The organism is Sphingomonas sp. P3_C6 (assembly GCF_056402595.1).
The window spans coordinates 104114-120871 of the sequence record NZ_JBFUHB010000009.1 but is presented as its reverse complement, the minus strand read 5'-3'; the positions used below and the strand labels follow the sequence as shown (position 1 = coordinate 120871).

13 protein-coding genes are annotated in these 16758 nt (G+C 64.9%); 12 read left to right on the top strand and 1 reads right to left on the bottom strand.

What is annotated here, in order from left to right; all coding sequences use genetic code 11:
* Positions 1–36: 36 nt before the first annotated feature.
* Complete coding sequence (locus AC1DT7_RS11705) at positions 37–492, bottom strand: (2Fe-2S)-binding protein (RefSeq protein WP_478036127.1); 456 nt, start codon at positions 490–492, stop codon at positions 37–39.
* Positions 493–762: 270 nt separating this feature from the next.
* Between AC1DT7_RS11705 and AC1DT7_RS11700 the strand changes: the two genes are divergently transcribed.
* The 12 genes from AC1DT7_RS11700 (at position 763) to AC1DT7_RS11645 (ending at position 16570) form a co-directional block, all read left to right on the top strand.
* Entirely contained in the window at positions 763–4110 is a 3348-nt protein-coding gene (locus AC1DT7_RS11700) for a glycosyltransferase (RefSeq protein WP_478036126.1), read from the top strand.
* 310 nt (positions 4111–4420) lie between these two features.
* Positions 4421–5176 carry a molybdate ABC transporter substrate-binding protein gene (gene modA / locus AC1DT7_RS11695; protein ID WP_478036154.1) on the top strand — a complete coding sequence of 252 codons (756 nt, stop codon included), beginning with the start codon at positions 4421–4423 and terminating at the stop codon, positions 5174–5176.
* Positions 5177–5305: 129 nt separating this feature from the next.
* Complete coding sequence (modB, locus tag AC1DT7_RS11690) at positions 5306–5995, top strand: molybdate ABC transporter permease subunit (protein ID WP_478036125.1); 690 nt, start codon at positions 5306–5308, stop codon at positions 5993–5995.
* A complete protein-coding gene (locus AC1DT7_RS11685) occupies positions 5985–6587 on the top strand; it encodes an ATP-binding cassette domain-containing protein (protein ID WP_478036124.1) in 603 nt (200 codons plus the stop codon). The genes modB and AC1DT7_RS11685 overlap by 11 nt, the downstream gene beginning before the upstream one ends.
* Before the next feature lie 245 nt (positions 6588–6832).
* Complete coding sequence (locus AC1DT7_RS11680; RefSeq protein ID WP_478036123.1) at positions 6833–7102, top strand: hypothetical protein; 270 nt, start codon at positions 6833–6835, stop codon at positions 7100–7102.
* 321 nt (positions 7103–7423) lie between these two features.
* Positions 7424–9859: a TonB-dependent receptor gene (locus tag AC1DT7_RS11675; protein ID WP_478036122.1), complete on the top strand. Its 2436-nt coding sequence runs from the start codon at positions 7424–7426 to the stop codon at positions 9857–9859.
* A gap of 26 nt (positions 9860–9885) precedes the next feature.
* Positions 9886–11124 (top strand): parallel beta-helix domain-containing protein, encoded by a 1239-nt coding sequence (locus AC1DT7_RS11670; RefSeq protein ID WP_478036121.1) that lies wholly within the window; start codon positions 9886–9888, stop codon positions 11122–11124.
* A 10-nt stretch (positions 11125–11134) separates the two neighbouring features.
* The gene (locus tag AC1DT7_RS11665; RefSeq protein WP_478036120.1) at positions 11135–12301 is read left to right on the top strand and encodes an SO2930 family diheme c-type cytochrome; all 1167 of its coding nucleotides are present in this window, start codon (positions 11135–11137) and stop codon (positions 12299–12301) included.
* Positions 12298–13551, top strand: coding sequence for a D-arabinono-1,4-lactone oxidase (locus AC1DT7_RS11660; protein ID WP_478036119.1), 1254 nt, complete (start codon positions 12298–12300; stop codon positions 13549–13551). Before AC1DT7_RS11665 ends, AC1DT7_RS11660 begins: the two co-directional genes overlap by 4 nt.
* Positions 13551–14693 (top strand): DSD1 family PLP-dependent enzyme, encoded by a 1143-nt coding sequence (locus AC1DT7_RS11655; RefSeq protein WP_478036118.1) that lies wholly within the window; start codon positions 13551–13553, stop codon positions 14691–14693. Before AC1DT7_RS11660 ends, AC1DT7_RS11655 begins: the two co-directional genes overlap by 1 nt.
* Before the next feature lie 120 nt (positions 14694–14813).
* The gene (locus AC1DT7_RS11650) at positions 14814–15938 is read left to right on the top strand and encodes a hypothetical protein (protein WP_478036117.1); all 1125 of its coding nucleotides are present in this window, start codon (positions 14814–14816) and stop codon (positions 15936–15938) included.
* Positions 15935–16570 carry a TetR/AcrR family transcriptional regulator gene (locus AC1DT7_RS11645; protein ID WP_478036116.1) on the top strand — a complete coding sequence of 212 codons (636 nt, stop codon included), beginning with the start codon at positions 15935–15937 and terminating at the stop codon, positions 16568–16570. The genes AC1DT7_RS11650 and AC1DT7_RS11645 overlap by 4 nt, the downstream gene beginning before the upstream one ends.
* Positions 16571–16758: the final 188 nt, after the last annotated feature.

Below are 16758 nucleotides of genomic sequence, written 5' to 3'. Positions count from 1 at the left end.
ACCTTGATAGAGCGAGGGCGCGAAGGTCGGCTGATGTCAGGGCGTGGCGGCGGCTTTCTTGATCGCCTCGCGGATGCGGACATAGGTACCGCAGCGGCAGATATTGCCCGACATGGCGGCGTCGATATCGGCGTCGTCGGGGCTCGGCGTACCGGCGAGCAGCGCCGTCGCGGCCATGATCTGGCCCGACTGGCAATAGCCGCACTGGATGACCTCCTGGTCGAGCCAGGCGCGCTGCACACGAGCGCCGGCCGGGGTCTGGCCTATCGCCTCGATCGTGGTGACGGCGCGGGTGCCGAGCGTGCCGACGGGAAGCTGGCAGGACCGCAAAGGCGCGCCATCGACATGGACCGTGCAGGCCCCGCACTGTGCGATGCCACAGCCGAACTTGGTGCCGGTGAGGCCGAGCAAGTCGCGCAGGACCCATAGCAGCGGCATGTCCGCCGGCGCGTCCACCTCATGCGCGGTGCCGTTGACAGTCAGATTGAGCATGATGGCCCCTTTGTCTCGCCGATCGTGATCCGGTCCTCACCGCGACTCGCGACAGGCCGGACAACGCACTATGACCGACGATACGCTCACAGGTCGGGCATCGTCGATCATACCATTGGATAAGTATGGGAAACAGCATAGTCTGCGTGCCCGGGCCAAACCTTTGCATGATGGTTCGTTCATGACGGATTTGTCATGTAATCGTAGGTGCATTGCCATGCCGCAGATGAAATAGCCGCCATCGATACTGACGACTGAACCGGGAACCCTATGAACCTCACCCCGATCTTCTACGACGCGTCTGGTCGCCGACGGCGGCGCTTTGCATTCGCGGTCGGGGCGTTCGTTGCGCTGGTCCTGCTGTCCTTCGCCGCCCTGGCCCTGTCGATCGGCGCGGTGCCCAGGGCGCCCCTGTTGCCGGTCGATGCCGAGCACCCGGCGCTGACCCGCCTGCCGCCGCCCCATGAGCCGCTGCTGAAGCGCGCGCGGCACCGCTTGAACCACTATGCCCGGCTGTTGACCGGCCGTCCTGCGCGCGGCGTGCGGGAGAATGCGCCGCTCGCGATCGGTTTTCACGTGCCGTGGGACGAATCGAGCGCCGCCTCGCTGCGGCGGCACATCGACGATCTCGACTGGCTGATCCCCGGCTGGGTATCGGTCACCGGCAGCGACCACCACATCACCGTATTCCGCGACCAGGCGGGCAGGGCGATCCTCAACCGGGCATCGCGCCGTCCGCTGCTGCTGCCGATGGTCCAGAACGCGCTCCAGGGCGAATGGGACGGCAAAGGCATGGCGGCTCTGCTCGATAGCCCGACGCAGCGGCGGGCGCTGCTCGACAAGCTCGAGCCCTGGCTCGCGGCGAATCAGGCCGGCGGGGCATTCTTCGATTTCGAGGAGCTGCCGCCGAGCGCGCAGCCGGATTACCGCGCCTTTCTACGTGAAGCCAAGGCACGGTTCGGGCGGCATGGCTGGATCGTCGCCATCGCCGTTCCGGTGGGTGAGGATTCTGGCTGGGACGTGAAATCCTATGCCGCGATCGTCGATCGGGTGTTCCTGATGGCCTATGACGAGCACGAGCTCGGCGGCGAGGCCGGGCCGATCGCATCGCAGGCCTGGTTCGAACAGGCGGTCGAGCGTGCGTCGCGCGGGATCGCGCCGTCCAAGCTGGTCGTCGCGATCGGCAACTATGGTTACGACTGGCATGGCAAGGGCGGCGACCCGCTGGCGATCGACGAAGCCTGGCAGGCGGCGCGGGAATCGAGTGCGATGCCCGTATTCGACCGGCAGAGCGGCAATAGCGGTTTTGCCTATGAAGAGGGCACCGAGCGGCATGTCGTGTGGATGCTCGATGCGGCCTCCGCCTATAACCAGATGCGGTTCCTGTCGCGTACCGGGATCGGCGCGGTGGCGGTATGGCGCCTCGGCTCGGAGGATCCGGGCCTCTGGTCGATCTTCGGGCGAACGCATCGCACCCTGCCGCCGCCCTCCGCGATCAACGCGATCCCGGCCGGCACCGATGTCGATATCGAAGGCAGCGGCGAAATCCTGAAGATCGCCGGCGTGCCGGTCGAGGGAATCCGCAAGGCGATCCCGGCGAAGGACGGATCGCTTGCCACTGTCGATTTCGTCCGGCTACCGTCGCCCTATGTCGTGGCGCGGACCGGCTATCGGCCTGGCCTGGTGGCGCTGACCTTCGACGACGGGCCCGATCCGCAATGGACGCCGCAGGTCCTCGACATCCTAAAGCGCGAGCATGTGCCCGCGACCTTCTTCATCATCGGCGAGAATGCGTTGACCGAACGGCCGCTGCTCGAACGGATGGTGAGGGAAGGGCATGAGGTGGGCAGCCACACCTACACCCATCCCAACCTCGCCGGCGCGACCGACAGCGAGACGGCGTTCCAGCTCAACACCACGCAGCGGCTGTTCCAGGCCTTTACCGGGCGATCGCTCCGGCTGTTCCGCGCGCCCTATTTCGGGGACGCCGAGCCGACCACGGCCGACGAAATCGAGCCGGCGCTCCAGGCGCAGAATCGCGGTTATACGTCGGTCGGGCTTCACGTCGATCCGGGCGACTGGAAAAGGCCGGGCGTGCAGGAGATCATCGACCAGACCATTGCCGGTGTCGAAGCCTCCAATGTCGAGCGCAGCGGCAACATCGTGCTGCTGCATGACGCGGGCGGCAACCGGGCGCAGACTGTCGCGGCCTTGCCGGTGATCATCGATACGCTGCGCGCCAAGGGCTACACGTTCGTGCCCGTGTCGACCCTGGCCGGCATCCCGCGCGATGTCGCCATGCCGGTCATCACCGAAAGCGAGCGGGTTGCAGCCGAGACCAACCTGTTCATCTTCGGCACGATCGGTGCGGTGATCACGGCGCTTGGCTGGATCTTCCTGTTCGCGATCAGCATCGGCATCCTGCGGGCGATCACGCTGTCGGCCCTGGCGCTGATCCAGGCGCGGCGTGAGGGGCGCACGATCTTCCCCACGATCGATCCCAATCGCTTCGTTACGGTGATGATCCCGGCGTTCAACGAAGAGACGGTGATCGTGCGTGCGGTACACGGCGTGCTGGCCAGCGTCGATGTGCGGATCGAAGTGATCGTGATCGACGACGGATCGAGCGACCGCACCAGCGCGGTGGTGACGGAGGCGTTCGCCGACGAGCCGCGGGTGCGGCTGCTGACCCTGCAGAATGGCGGCAAGGCCCGCGCGCTGAACGAGGGGCTGAAGCTCGCGACGGGCGAAATCGTCATCGCGCTGGATGCCGATACGCAGTTCGAGCCCCGCACCATCTCGCGCCTGGCGCGCTGGTTCGTCGATCCGGCGCTGGGCGCGGTTGCGGGCAATGCCAAGGTCGGCAACCGCGTGAATCTGGTCACCAAATGGCAGGCGCTCGAATATATCACCGCGCAGAACCTCGAACGCCGCGCGCTCGCCCGGCTCGACGCGATGACGGTGGTACCGGGTGCGGTCGGCGCGTGGCGGCTGTCGGCGATCGAGAGCGTCGGCGGCTATCCGCACGATACGCTCGCCGAGGACCAGGACCTGACCATTGCGATCCAGCGGGCAGGCTGGAAGGTGACCTATGACCAATATGCGGTTGCCTGGACCGAGAGCCCGGAGAGCTTTGCGGGCCTTGCCAAGCAGCGCTTCCGTTGGGCTTATGGCACGCTCCAGTGCCTGTGGAAGCATGGGGCGGTGATGGCCAAAGGGCGGCCGAAGGGGCTGGCCCGGGTCGGTCTGCCCCAGGCGATCGTCTTCCAGATCGTGCTGGCCGCGATATCGCCGATCATCGATCTGGCGCTCATCCTCAGCTTCGTGATGACCTGGATCTCGGTCGAGGCGCATGGCTGGGCGCAGACCCAGCATGATGTCGAGAAGATGCTGATCTATTGGCTGGTGTTCACGGCAATCGATCTGCTGGCTGCCGTCATTGCCTTTGCGCTCGAACGGCGGGAGAAGTGGAGCCTGTTGTGGCTGCTGATCCCGCAGCGGATCGGGTACCGGCAGGTGATGTATTATGTGGTGCTGAAGGCGATTGCCCAGGCGCTGCGCGGGCCGAAGGTCGGATGGGGCAAGCTGGCGCGGACGGGGCGGGTGACGGCGAACTGAGCCTCGTATCGCCAGCCTGAAGCCAGTCCGGGGTGACGATCCAGGTCAGGAAGGCCGGCCTAAACGGCACCGTAGCGTCGGAGAAGGCGGAATGGGTGTCGCCGGTCTGGGGTGCCTTGGGCGCATGCCCTCGACGGCGTTCGCCGCGCCGGTCATGCCAAGCGACGTCATGACCGCCAGGCACCAGATCCTCTTACTCACCGGCTTCCCAGCCCAATGGTTTGACGCGTGCGCTAAGGTATAGAAGGGTAGGTCGCCAGAGGAATTGTATACAATGACAAGACGGTTTGCGATGAAGCGCGTGGCTCGCATGGTCGCCGGGATGCTGGCATTGGCGGTGAGCCCGGCGGGGATCGCCTCAGGTGCCGCACCTGCGGGCGCGCCGCTGGTGCTGGCGGCCGCGTCGTTGCAGGAATCGATGACCGCGGCGGCGGATGCCTGGGCGCGCAAGGGGCATCCCAAGCCGGTGATCTCCTTTGCTGCCTCGTCCGCATTGGCGCGGCAGGTCGAGGCGGGAGCGACGGCCGACCTGTTCGTGTCCGCCGACGAGGAATGGATGGATGCGCTGGCGGCCAAGGGGTTGATCGTATCGGCGACGCGGAGCGACTTCCTCGGCAACCGGCTGGTGATCGTATCACCGGCCGGGAGCCGGGTGACGATCCCGCTGGCTCGCGGCCCCCTTGCGCGTGTGCTGGGGGCGGGTCCGCTCGCGATGGCCGATACGGAGAGCGTACCGGCCGGCAAATATGGCAAGGCGGCGCTGACGAAGCTGGGCGTGTGGGATTCGGTCAGCGCGAAAGTGGTGCGGGCGGAGAATGTCCGCGCAGCGCTGGCGCTGGTCGAGCGCGGTGCCGCGCCGCTGGGGATCGTCTATGCGACCGATGCCAGGGCATCGGCGAAGGTGCGGATCGCGGGCGTGTTCCCTGCGGCATCGCATCCGCCGATCACTTATCCGATCGCGCGATTGAAGGCGTCGGTGAATCCTGAAGGGGAGGCGTTCCGGCGGTTCCTGGTGTCGCGCGAGGGCAAGGCGATCTTCGTGCGGTTCGGTTTTTCGGCGCGGTGAGCGAGACACTCCATTTCCGTCATGCCGGACGTGTTCCGGCATCCATGTCGCCACGAGCGGCAGCTTCCGTGGATCGATGGACCCCGGAACAAGTCCGGGGTGACGGAAGTGATTGGGGCAGGGGCATTCATGCTCAGCCCTGACGAATGGACCATCATATTGCTGTCGCTGAAGGTCGGTGCGGTAGCGATGCTGGTGACCCTGCCGATCGCCTTTGCGCTGGCCTGGGTGCTCGCGCGGTGGCGTTTTCCGGGCAAGGTGCTGCTTGATGCCTTGATCCATCTACCGCTGGTCGTGCCGCCGGTGGTGACGGGCTGGCTGCTGCTGATCGCCTTCGCACCGGCCGGGCCGTTCGGCGGCTGGTTGATGGACTGGTTCGGGGTTTCCGTCCTGTTCCGCTGGACCGGTGCGGCGATCGCCGCCGGGGTGATGGCGCTGCCGCTGATGGTGCGCGCGATGCGATTGTCGATCGAGGCTGTGGACCGGCGGCTCGAAGGGGCGGCGCGGACGCTTGGCGCGGGGCCGGGCAGGGTGTTCCGCACGATTACCCTGCCGCTCAGCGTGCCCGGTATCCTGGCCGGCGCGGTGCTTGGCTTTGCCCGGTCGATCGGCGAGTTCGGCGCGACCATCACCTTCGTCTCCAATGTACCCGGCCAGACCCAGACCCTGCCGCTCGCCATCTATTCGGCGCTCCAGCAGCCCGGCGGTGAGGCGATGGTATGGCGGTTGTCGGCGATCTCCGTCGTGCTGTCGCTGGCGGCGCTGATCGCGTCCGAACTGCTCGCGCGGCGTGCGGGAAGGGGGCTGCATGTCCTTTGATATCGCGCTTTCCAGACGGCTCGGCGATACCGAGGTGGCGATTGAGTTTGTCGCGGAGCAGGGGGCGACCGTGCTGTTCGGGCCATCGGGCGTTGGCAAGACGAGCGTGCTCAACATGGTTGCCGGCCTGCTGGCACCCGATGCCGGGCATGTCCGGGTCGCCGGCGAGACATTGTTCGATTCCGCGACGGGCGCTGACGTGCCGCCCGAGCGCCGGCGTGCAGGGTATGTCTTCCAGGAACCGCGGCTGTTCCCGCACATAAAAGTGCGGGACAATCTTCTGTACGGCGCACCCGAGGGAACGGCGATCAGGGAGGCGACCGCTTTCCTGGGCATCGATGCGCTGCTTGATCGCTGGCCGCGGACCCTGTCGGGCGGGGAGGCGCGGCGGGTGGCGATCGGGCGGGCATTGCTGAGCGCGCCGCGCTTCCTGCTGCTCGACGAGCCGCTGTCGTCGCTCGACCGGTCGCGCCGTGAGGAAGTGATGCGCGCGATCGAACATATCCGTGACGGGCTGAAGCTGCCGATCCTGATGGTGACTCACGATCCCGAAGAAGCCGAGCGGATCGGTACGCGGATCGTTCGGCTCTAGGTTCCTTGTCCGGTTGCGGACAGCCTGTGTCCGGCGCCGATCACTCCTGTCCGGAGGCTGAATGGGGCGGTTCGCCGACTCTCTGGGAAAATCGCCAGTCTTTCGGAAAGGCTGATGCTTGTCGCGCTGTCGATAGTAGTTAAGTCATTGATTCTACGTCCTCCGAGTGTTTGGCATGGGTAATGCAGTAGTACAGTCGCGGGTCGCACTGCCCGCTTGTACCGATATCCATGGAGGACCCTGAGATGCACCGTTCGATCCTGAGCCGCCCTGTCTTTGCCGCCGCCGTCGCAATGCTCGTGACCACCTCTGTTCCGGCGATGGCAAGCACCAATCCGACCGGCACCCCCGGAGGCAGCGCTGCGCCGATGCCGTCCGAGCAACCGGCCAAGAAGATCTGCCTATCGCCGACCGTCAGCGGCGCGGCGCTCGTGACCGGATCGATCCTGACCAAGAGGACGTGCCACACCAAGGCCGAATGGGAAGCAAAGGGCGTGACCTTCAAGACGAAATAAGCGCTCTGGCTGCGTTATAGCCGGGCCACCAGGAACCGCCGTCCGGATCACCGGGCGGCGGTTCCTTGGCGTCCGGCTGCTGCTCAGCAACTACGGGTTGCAGTCGAAGATGGACAACCCCTCCAGACATGGGTCGGAAATAATGCTGCGTCGCAGCAAGCCGTAAAACTGGTAAAATCGGACCAACTATCTCTTTTTATCAAGTAGATGGTGCCAAATCAGAAAACGATAGCGTTCGCTACAAAGTAGCGATAGCTTCCGAGTCGTTATCGCGTTCGGGGAGAGCAGTTGATGACGACATGTCGTAAGACAGCGTTGCTGATGAGTGTGGCCGCAATCTGGGCAGTACCTGCTGCCGCGCAGGTAACGACCGGACCGCCTCCCGAGGCGAGTCAGCCCGGGGGGAAATCCTCCGCACCGGCCGATGATACGGATCGCGGTCAACTTCAGGACATCGTCGTCACCGCGCAGCGCCGCGAACAATCGCTGCAGAAAGTGCCGATCAGCGTCACGGCATTCAGCGCCGCGACCATCGCCTCGCTCAGCGCCGAATCCATTGGCGACCTCGACAGTTTTACGCCCGGCCTGGCGATCAACGATACGTCGGTGACCCAGCCGAGCTTCGCGATCCGCGGCGTGCAGACCGACGATTTCGGTATCGGCACGGAGCCGTCGGTCGGCATCTTCGTCGACGGCATCTATTCCGGGCGCTCTGGCTCCGCGCTGATCTTCTTCAACGACATCCAGCGTGTCGAAGTGCTGAAAGGCCCGCAGGGCACGCTCTTCGGGCGCAACACGTCAGGCGGCGCGATCTCGATCGTCACCAACAAGCCGAAGGATACGCGCGAGCTGATAGGCACGGTGCAGGTCGGCAATTACGGCAAGGTGCGGGCCGACGCGACGGTGAACATCCCGCTGACCGACACGCTCTTCCTGCGGCTCAATGGGGTCTCGAACTATCGCAAGGGCTATTTGACCGATGCGGTCACGGGCGAGAAGCGCGAGGGCGAGAACAACAAGTCGGGGCGCGCTGCGCTACGCTGGGCGCCAACCGCCGACACGGATTTCGTGCTTACTTACGATCATGACGACACGCACAAGGACGGCCCGTTCGCGATCGGCATCAGCGATTTCGCGCTCAGCACCGATCCGAGGGGGCCATACACGAACGACGTGATCGGCGACAAGGAAACGCGGATTCTGAACGCCGTCTCCTTCACCGCGACTCATCATGCCGGGCCGCTGACCTTCACCAGCATCAGCTCTTTCAAGCATTTCGAGACTCACAATCGCGAGGACGAGGACGGCACGGCCGACCCGACCCGCTATTTCGATACCGAGAATATCGAGAAGAACAGCAGCCTCTATCAGGAATTCCGCGTCGGCTTTGACAATGACCGGCTGAGTGCGATCGCCGGTGCCAGCTATTTCCATGAGCGCGGGCGGCAGACCAGCGCGGTGACCTTGCTGAGCGACTCCGTCGACCGGCTGCTTAACGAGGTCGCTGATTTCCCGGTCTTCACCATCCTGAACCAGTTCGGCGGCCTTCCGGTCTTTGGCCAGACCTTCCAGGAGGACATGAACAACCGAGCCGCCAACGATTCCTATGCCGCGTTCGGCGACGCGACCTACAAGGTGACCGATCGCCTGAGCCTGACGGCTGGCATCCGCTACACGCACGACCTCAAGAAATTCACCTGGACGAATGGCGGCTTCACCTCGCCGGGGCTGGACGCCATCAATGCTCCGGGCGCGCTGTACAATGCGATCATCGGCGTCGATGCGTTCCCGGCGGATGCGGCGATCAGCGTGGGCGACTTCCTGCGCCAGCCGTTCATCATCGGGCCGAACGGATTGATATTCGACGAGGGCACGCTTGAGGGTGTGCCGTTCACGCGCCGTGCCGTGTTCAGTGATGTCAGCCCGCGCTTCGTGATCCAGTATGACCTGGGTGACGACGTGCATCTCTATGCCTCGGCATCACGGGGCTACAAGGCCGGCGGTTACAATTCCACCGAGATCAACTCCTTCTTCCAGCCGGAAAAGGTCTGGAATTTCGAAGGCGGCTTCAAATCCGAGCTGTTCGACCACCGGGTGCGGTTCAACGCGTCAGGCTATTATTTCAAATACAAGAACCGCCAGTCGATCAGCCTGGAGCCGAGCACCAACCCAAATTGCGTGCCGCCGGTCGCGGCCGGCACGATCTGCCTGCCGCAATATGTGACACGGTCCGGCGATTCCGAGGCCTATGGCATCGACCTGGAGACACAGTTTGTGCTGTCGCGCGATTTCAGGATCGGGGTGACGGCCGGCGCGATCAATTCGAAATGGGTCACGCGGATCGAGCAGGGTGTCGACATCTCGGGCCAACCTACCGGCGAGCCTGCGTTCCGGGGCGTCTTCAGCGCGCACTATGATCATGACATCGGCCACGGATCGATTTTCGCCGACGCCAGCTACAGCTACACTTCACACCAGCGGCTGAACGATGCCCAGCGGGCGATCGATGCCGGAATCGCGCCGTTCGTCGACTGGTCGAAACTCGGTGCGCTTCGATCTGATCGCAACATCGTCAATGCGAAGATCGGCTGGCGTTCGCCCGACAACCATTTCTCGATCTCGCTCTATGCCGAGAACCTGCTCGACAAACGCTATTACCGGACGCTCAATACGATCTCGGCCGATATCTTCCAGACGCCCTATGTCCGTGCCGATCGGCCAGGCTTTTACGGGGCGGAACTGGGCTTCAAATTCTAGAACAGAAGCAAAGTGGAGAGAGAATGATGGCGAACAGGATCGCATTTCTCGGCTGCGTCGCAGTGCTTGCCCTGGTGGGCGGTTGCAGCAGCGGACCGAAGACCGATGCCCAAGGCTTCGTGATCGATCCCGATTTCGAGAAGAACCTGCAACAGAAGCTGCTCGACGCGAAGCCCGGTGCGGTGATCGATATTCCGGCCGGCAAATATGCACTGAGCCGCAGCCTGAGCCTGACCGCCAATGGCGTGACGGTGAAGGGCGCCGGCATGGACAAGACGATCCTGTCTTTCGCCAGGCAGACCTCGGGTGCCGAGGGCATGCTCGTCACCGGCGACGACTTCACCATCCAGGATCTCGCCTTCGAGGATTCGAAGGGCGATGCGCTGAAGGTCAACGGCGTGAAGAACACCGTGATCCGCCGCGTGCGCGCCGAATGGACCGGCGGCGGCAAGACCTCGAACGGCGCGTACGGCCTTTATCCGGTACAGGTGACCAATGTGCTGATCGAGGGGGCGGTGGTGAAGGGCGCGTCGGACGCCGGCATCTATGTCGGCCAGTCGAACAACATCATCGTCCGCGACAACCGCGCCGAGGGTAATGTCGCCGGAATCGAGATCGAGAATTCGAACAACGCCGATGTCTATGGCAACACGGCGACGGGCAATACCGGCGGCATCCTGGTGTTCAACATGCCGAACCTGCCGGTGCCGGGCAGCAAGACGCGCGTCTACAAGAACAATGTGGTCGCCAACAACCACGCCAATTTCGGCGCGAAGGGCAGTGCGGTCAGCTCGGTCCCGCCGGGTTCGGGTGTAATCGTCAATTCGAACGACCAGGTCGAGATCTTCGACAATGACGTGAAGGACAACAAGACCGCCAACGTCATCATCTCGAGCTATTATTCGACCGGGTTCGACACCACGCGCGGGATCGCCAAGGCCTATGACCCCTATCCGGAGAATATCTACGTCACCGGCAACCGCTTCTCGGGCGGCGGTGACGATCCGGGCGGGCGGTTCGCGCCGATGAAGGCGCTGGGTGGCGGCAAATTGCCGGACGTGTTGTGGGACGGCTTCGTCAATCCCAAGCTGAAGACGCCCGGCATCTGCGTGCAGAATGGCGAGGCAAAGCTGCTCAACGTCGATGGCCCGGGCAAGTTCGCCAAGCCGCGGATCGACACGAGCGTGGATTGTGCGCCAGCCGCCCGCCTGCCGGAGATCAAGCTGCCTGAAGCGATGACGAAGGACAGCGGCAAACCATCTTGATCGGCCTGGCATGACTTTGCGTTTCCTTGTCGCCCTGCTTGCGGCCCTGTTCCTGAACGCCTGTGGCGGACGGCCCGATGCGGTGACCTTCCACGCCGAGGGTAATCCGGAGAAGCTGTCCGACTGGGGCCTGTTCACCGTATCGGGCGGGCGCATCGCCGCCCGGCCGGGCATGGTGACCTATGAGCTGCAGACGCCTCTGTTCAGCGATTATGCGCAGAAATGGCGGACGATCTGGATGCCCAAGGGTGTCCATGCGACCTATAACCCGGATCGCTGGTTCGACTTCCCGGTCGGCACCGTCGTCACCAAGACCTTCTATTTCTCGACGCCGGCCGGCGCGGTGACACCGCAGACCAGCGGCGAGGTGCTGAAGGTGACGCCCGCTGCCTACCAGACGGGGGTGAACGGACTCGATCTCGGGCATGTCAGGCTGGTCGAGACGCGGCTGCTCGTACGGCGCGAAAGCGGCTGGGTGGCCTTGCCCTATGTGTGGAATGCGCAGGGCACCGACGCGACGCTGGAGCGGACTGGCGCCGATGTGCCGCTCACCCTGGTCGACGGCGGTACGCGAACGCCGTTCGATTACAGTGTGCCTAACCAGAACCAATGCGGCGGGTGCCATGTGCAGGATTTCCGCACCCGGGCGATCGAACCGATCGGTCTGAAGGCGCGCCATCTCAACCGGATCTTTCCGGGCGAAGGGGGCGATATCAACCAGCTCAGGCGGTTGGCGGTGAAGGGCTATCTCTCCGGCGTGCCGGGCGCGGGCGTGCCACAGGATGCGAACTGGCAGGATGCCGGCGCGAGCATCGACTCACGCGGGCGGGCCTATCTCGATATCAATTGCAGCCATTGCCACAACCGGGTCGGTGCTGCTCGTACCTCTGGCCTATGGCTTGATGCGGCGACCACCGACGCGCGCCTGCTCGGCATGTGCAAACCGCCGGTCGCGGCGGGGCGTGGCACGGGGGACCGTCCGTTCGACGTGGTGCCCGGCAAGCCCGATGTTTCTATCCTGCCCTTTCGCCTCGCCAGCACCGACCCGGGCGTGATGATGCCCGAGCTTGGGCGCAGCCTGGAGCATAAGGAAGGCGTCGATCTCGTCACGCGGTACATCACCGCGCTGAAGGGCGACTGTACCGAAAATGACGGACCGGGAGAGCGTGCGCGATGAGCTGGGCGAACTGGTCGGGCAGCGTCACGGCAAGCGCGCCGGTGCTTCGGCCGAGGACCGAGGCGGAACTGGCAGCCGCGGTACGAGGGGCGGGCAAGGTGCGGGCGGTCGGCGCAGGGCATTCCTTCATGCCGCTCTGCCAGTCGGACGGGGTGATCCTGTGCCTCGAAGACATGGCGGGCACGATGACCGTCGCGCCCGACCGCAAGACCGCGCGCATCCCTGCCGGATGGAGCATCAAGCGGCTGACCGCCGCCCTGTGGGACGAGGGGCTGGCCCTCGCCAATCAGGGCGACGTGAACCCGCAATCGCTGGCCGGCGCGATGGGTACGGGTACGCATGGCACGGGGCGCGACCTGGGCAACCTCTCCACCTTCGCGCGCGGTTTTCGCCTGGTCGGAGCCGACGGTGAACCGGTGTGGTGCGACGCGACGACCAGTCCCGACCTGTTCCAGGCGCAGCGACTCTCGCTCGGCATGTTCGGCATCGCCACCGAGATCGACGTCGAAGTGATTCCTGCCTTTCACCTCGCCGAGCGCGTCGAGAAAAGGCCATGGGGCGAGATTCGCGAGCGTTTCGACGAACTGGTCGAGCAGGAGCGGCACATCGAATTCTGGCTGTTCCCGCACGCCGACAGCGTGATCCTGAAGACGCTGCGGCACTGCGACCCATGCGATCCTGCGGCGTCCACCAAGGACATCGAGGAAGCGACCTTCCGCCGCCTGCTGGATCTCGGCGCCTGGGTGCCGGCCCTGATCCCGATCTTGCAGCGGGTCATGATGAAGACCAACATGGATGGCCGCCGGCGCGGACCCGCCCATGCCATTTTCCCTTCCGACCGCACGATCCGGTTCGAGGAGATGGAATATGAGATGCCGCGCGCGGTCGGGCTGGAGACGCTCGATGAAGTGGTGAGCTGGATCAGGCGGAGAAGGCTGCCCGTGTCTTTCCCGTTCGAGTTTCGCGTGGTCGCGGCGGACGATATCTGGATGAGCCCCATGAACAGCGGGCCCGTCGCGGCGATATCGATGCATCAATATACGAAGATGCCCTGGCGCGGCCTGTTCGCCGATGCCGAGGCGATCTTTCGCGAGCATGGCGGGCGGCCACACTGGGCGAAGCGCCATACGCTGTCGCGCGCCGATGTGGATCTGCTCTATCCGATGGCGGAACGCTATCGCGAGGTACGGCGCTCGGTGGACCCGGGCGGCAAGTTCCTCAACCAGCATATGACGGAGTTGTTTTCCTGATGGACGACCTGGCCCTACACGCCCATCTGATCGGCCAGCAGGGCTCGCGCAGCGCGCTCAACACGCCGGTGCTGGTGCTCGATATCGGCAAGCTCGACCGCAACATCGCGGCCATGCAGGCCCTGGCCGATGCAAAGGGTGTCGCGCTCAGGCCGCATGCCAAGACTCACAAGAGCGTCGATGTCGGCCGGCGCCAGATCGCCGCCGGCGCGGTCGGCCTGTGCTGTGCCAAGATCGGGGAAGCCGAAGTGCTTGCCGATGGCGGGATCACCGGCCTGCTCATCACCTCGCCGGTCAGTGCGCCTGCTGCGATCGAGCGGCTGGCCGCGCTGGCGAAGCGAGGCATCGGGCTGATGGCGGCGATCGACAATCCCGACATGGCCGCACGGTGGGATGCCGCACTGGCCTCGGTGGGGGCGATGCTCGACGTGGTGATCGATGTCGATCCCGGTATCAGGCGCACCGGTGTCGCCTCGCCCGAAGCGGCGGTGGCGGTAGCCGAGGCGATCGCGCGCTCCTCGAACCTGACCTTTCGTGGCGTCCAATATTATTGCGGCATGCAGCAGCATATCGAGGATTATGCCGCGCGGCGGGCGGCGATGGTCGATCGCACCGACTATCTCCAGACCGTGATCGCCGCGCTGACCGAGGCGGGATATCAGCCCGAGATCGTCACCGGATCGGGCACCGGCACGCACCGGATCGATCTCGAACTCGGCTTGTTCACCGAGCTTCAGGCCGGATCCTATGTCTTCATGGACAAGCAATATCTCGATTGCGACCTGAGCGATGGCGGCGCGGTGCCGTTCGAGACATCGCTGTCGGTAGATGCACGGGTGGTCAGCGCCAATCACGATGCGCTGGTCACCATCGACGCCGGCTTCAAGTCGCTGTCGACCGATGGCGGCGCGGCGCAGGTGCAGCGTGGCGCGGCGCCCGAGACGATGTTCATGTTCATGGGCGACGAGCATGCGGCACTGATCGCGCCCGATATCGGCACGCGCCTTCGTCCCGGCGATCCGGTCAGCCTGACCGTGCCGCACTGCGACCCGACAGTGAACCTCTACGACCATTATCATGTCGTGCTGGACGATACGCTGGTGGAGATCTGGCCGGTCAGCGCAAGAGGCCGGGCGCGGTGACTCCATAATGCTCCGACAGGGGTCTTCTTGTGTCCCCGCGAAGGCGGGGACCCAGTCTGGGCTCCCGCCTTCGCGGGAGCACAAGGAAGTCGAATGTGTCGTTTCCCGGATGGATGCTCGATGAATCTCTCCGCCGATCGCGTACTGGCGATTTTCGTCGTCGGCGTGATCGGTGTCCTTATCCCCGGGCTTCAGCCGCAACTGCTCGGCGCGCTGGCGGCCGAGGGGCGCTTGTCCGTCGCTGCGCTCGGTATCCTCGCCACCGTCGAACTGCTGGCGATGGGGATTGCGGCGGGTGCGGCGGGCTTTGTCCTGCCGGTAACGCGGCTCAAGGCGATTGCCGGTGCTGCCTTGATACTGACCGGCGCTGCCGATCTGGTTACGCCCATGCTCGGCACCGGACCGTTATTCGGCGCGCGCATTCTGGCGGGCTTGGGGGAGGGGGTGCTGATCTGGATCGCGATCGGCTTCATCATTCGTAATGACCGGCCCGAGCGCTGGTCGGGCATCTACCTGGCGGTGCAGACCCTGGCGCAGTTCGCGGTGGCGAGCGCGATCGGATATGCGGCAGCCGGCAGTGCCGGCGGGTTCACCGCTTTAGGCGCCGTTACCGTGGCGGGCCTGCTCGCATTGCCCTGGCTGCCCGGCGCCTATCCACCCCTGACGGCGAGCGACGATGCTGGTGGCCCGCCGCCGGCCCCCGGTCTCGTGGCGCTGGGCGGGGTCGTGCTGTATCTCGCCTTCATCGTCGCGGTCTGGGTCTATGTCGAACCGCTCGGGCTCGAGCGGGGCGTCTCGCCGGCGACGATCCATCTCGTCGCGCCGCTGTCGCTCGGCATGCAGGTGCTCGGTGCAGCTGCGGCGACCTTGCTCGCCGGGCGCTTGCCGGCACGCGGGACGATCGCGATCATCGGTTTGATCAATCTCGGTCTGCTGGCGGTCATGGGGGCCCCGCCCTCCGCCACGGCGTTCGTCGTCGCGACCGCCGCGTTCGGTTTCCTGTGGCTGTTCGCCCTGCCGTTCCAGATCCCGCTCGTCATTGCCGCGGATCCAAGCCGGAGGGCGGCGCTGCTGATCGGTGGCGCACAACTGACCGGGTCGAGCCTCGGGCCGTTGCTGGCCAGCGTGCTGATCGGGGACAGGGACGTCGCGCATGTGTTGTGGTTCGGGGCGGTTTGCGCGATTGCGGGGATAGCGGCACTGATCGGCGCCGTGGCGATGGGGAAGAAGACGGGAGAGGCGTGAGCATTTCGGAAATTGCCAGCGAGAAGCGCCCGCTGCCGAAGCAGGAGCGTGCCCAGCAGACCTATGAGTTACTGCTCGACGTTGCCGGGAATCTCCTCGCCGAAGTCGGCATCGATCGGATCTCGACCAACATGATCTGTTCGCGTGCCGGGCTGACGCCGCCGGCGCTGTATCGGTACTTCAAGAATAAATATGATGTGCTGGAGGCGCTCGGCCTGCGCCTGATGGCGCGGCAGAACGTGGTGCTCGAGCACTGGATCGCCCGCCATGCGGACGAGGGGATCGATGCGCTGCGCGGCGGCATCGAGGAACTGCTGCGCGAGACCGCGGCGGTGACCCAGAGCGAGCCCGGCGCGGTATGGATCCTGCGGGCGCTGCACGCTTCGCCCCGGCTGGTGCATGTCCGCCTGGAATCGCACCGTTACGTCACCGACAAGCTGGTCGAGGCCTATATGCGGTATATGCCCGGGGCCGACCGCGACGCGCTGTGGCAGGAAGTGCGGCTGTCGGTGGAACTCGGCTTCGCCGCCGATGAGATGCTGCAAGAGGAGACACGCGTGTCGGCTGACGCGGTGTTCAGCCGGGTGGCGCGGATACTGCAGGCGGATAGCGCGGTCAGGCCCGAGGAGTAAGGGCAGCGTACTCTAAATTGGAGCAGAAGCAGGCACTTGGCCGTACGTTTTTGCTCCCCGGTGAAGGCCGGGGCTCAGTTGGGGGACGATCGTGGCAGGTGCTGTGCTTCGTTACGACCACCTTTCCAACTGGGCCCCGGCCTCCGCCGGGGAAGCGAGATTTTGTACATGTTGAGCCGATGCCGACT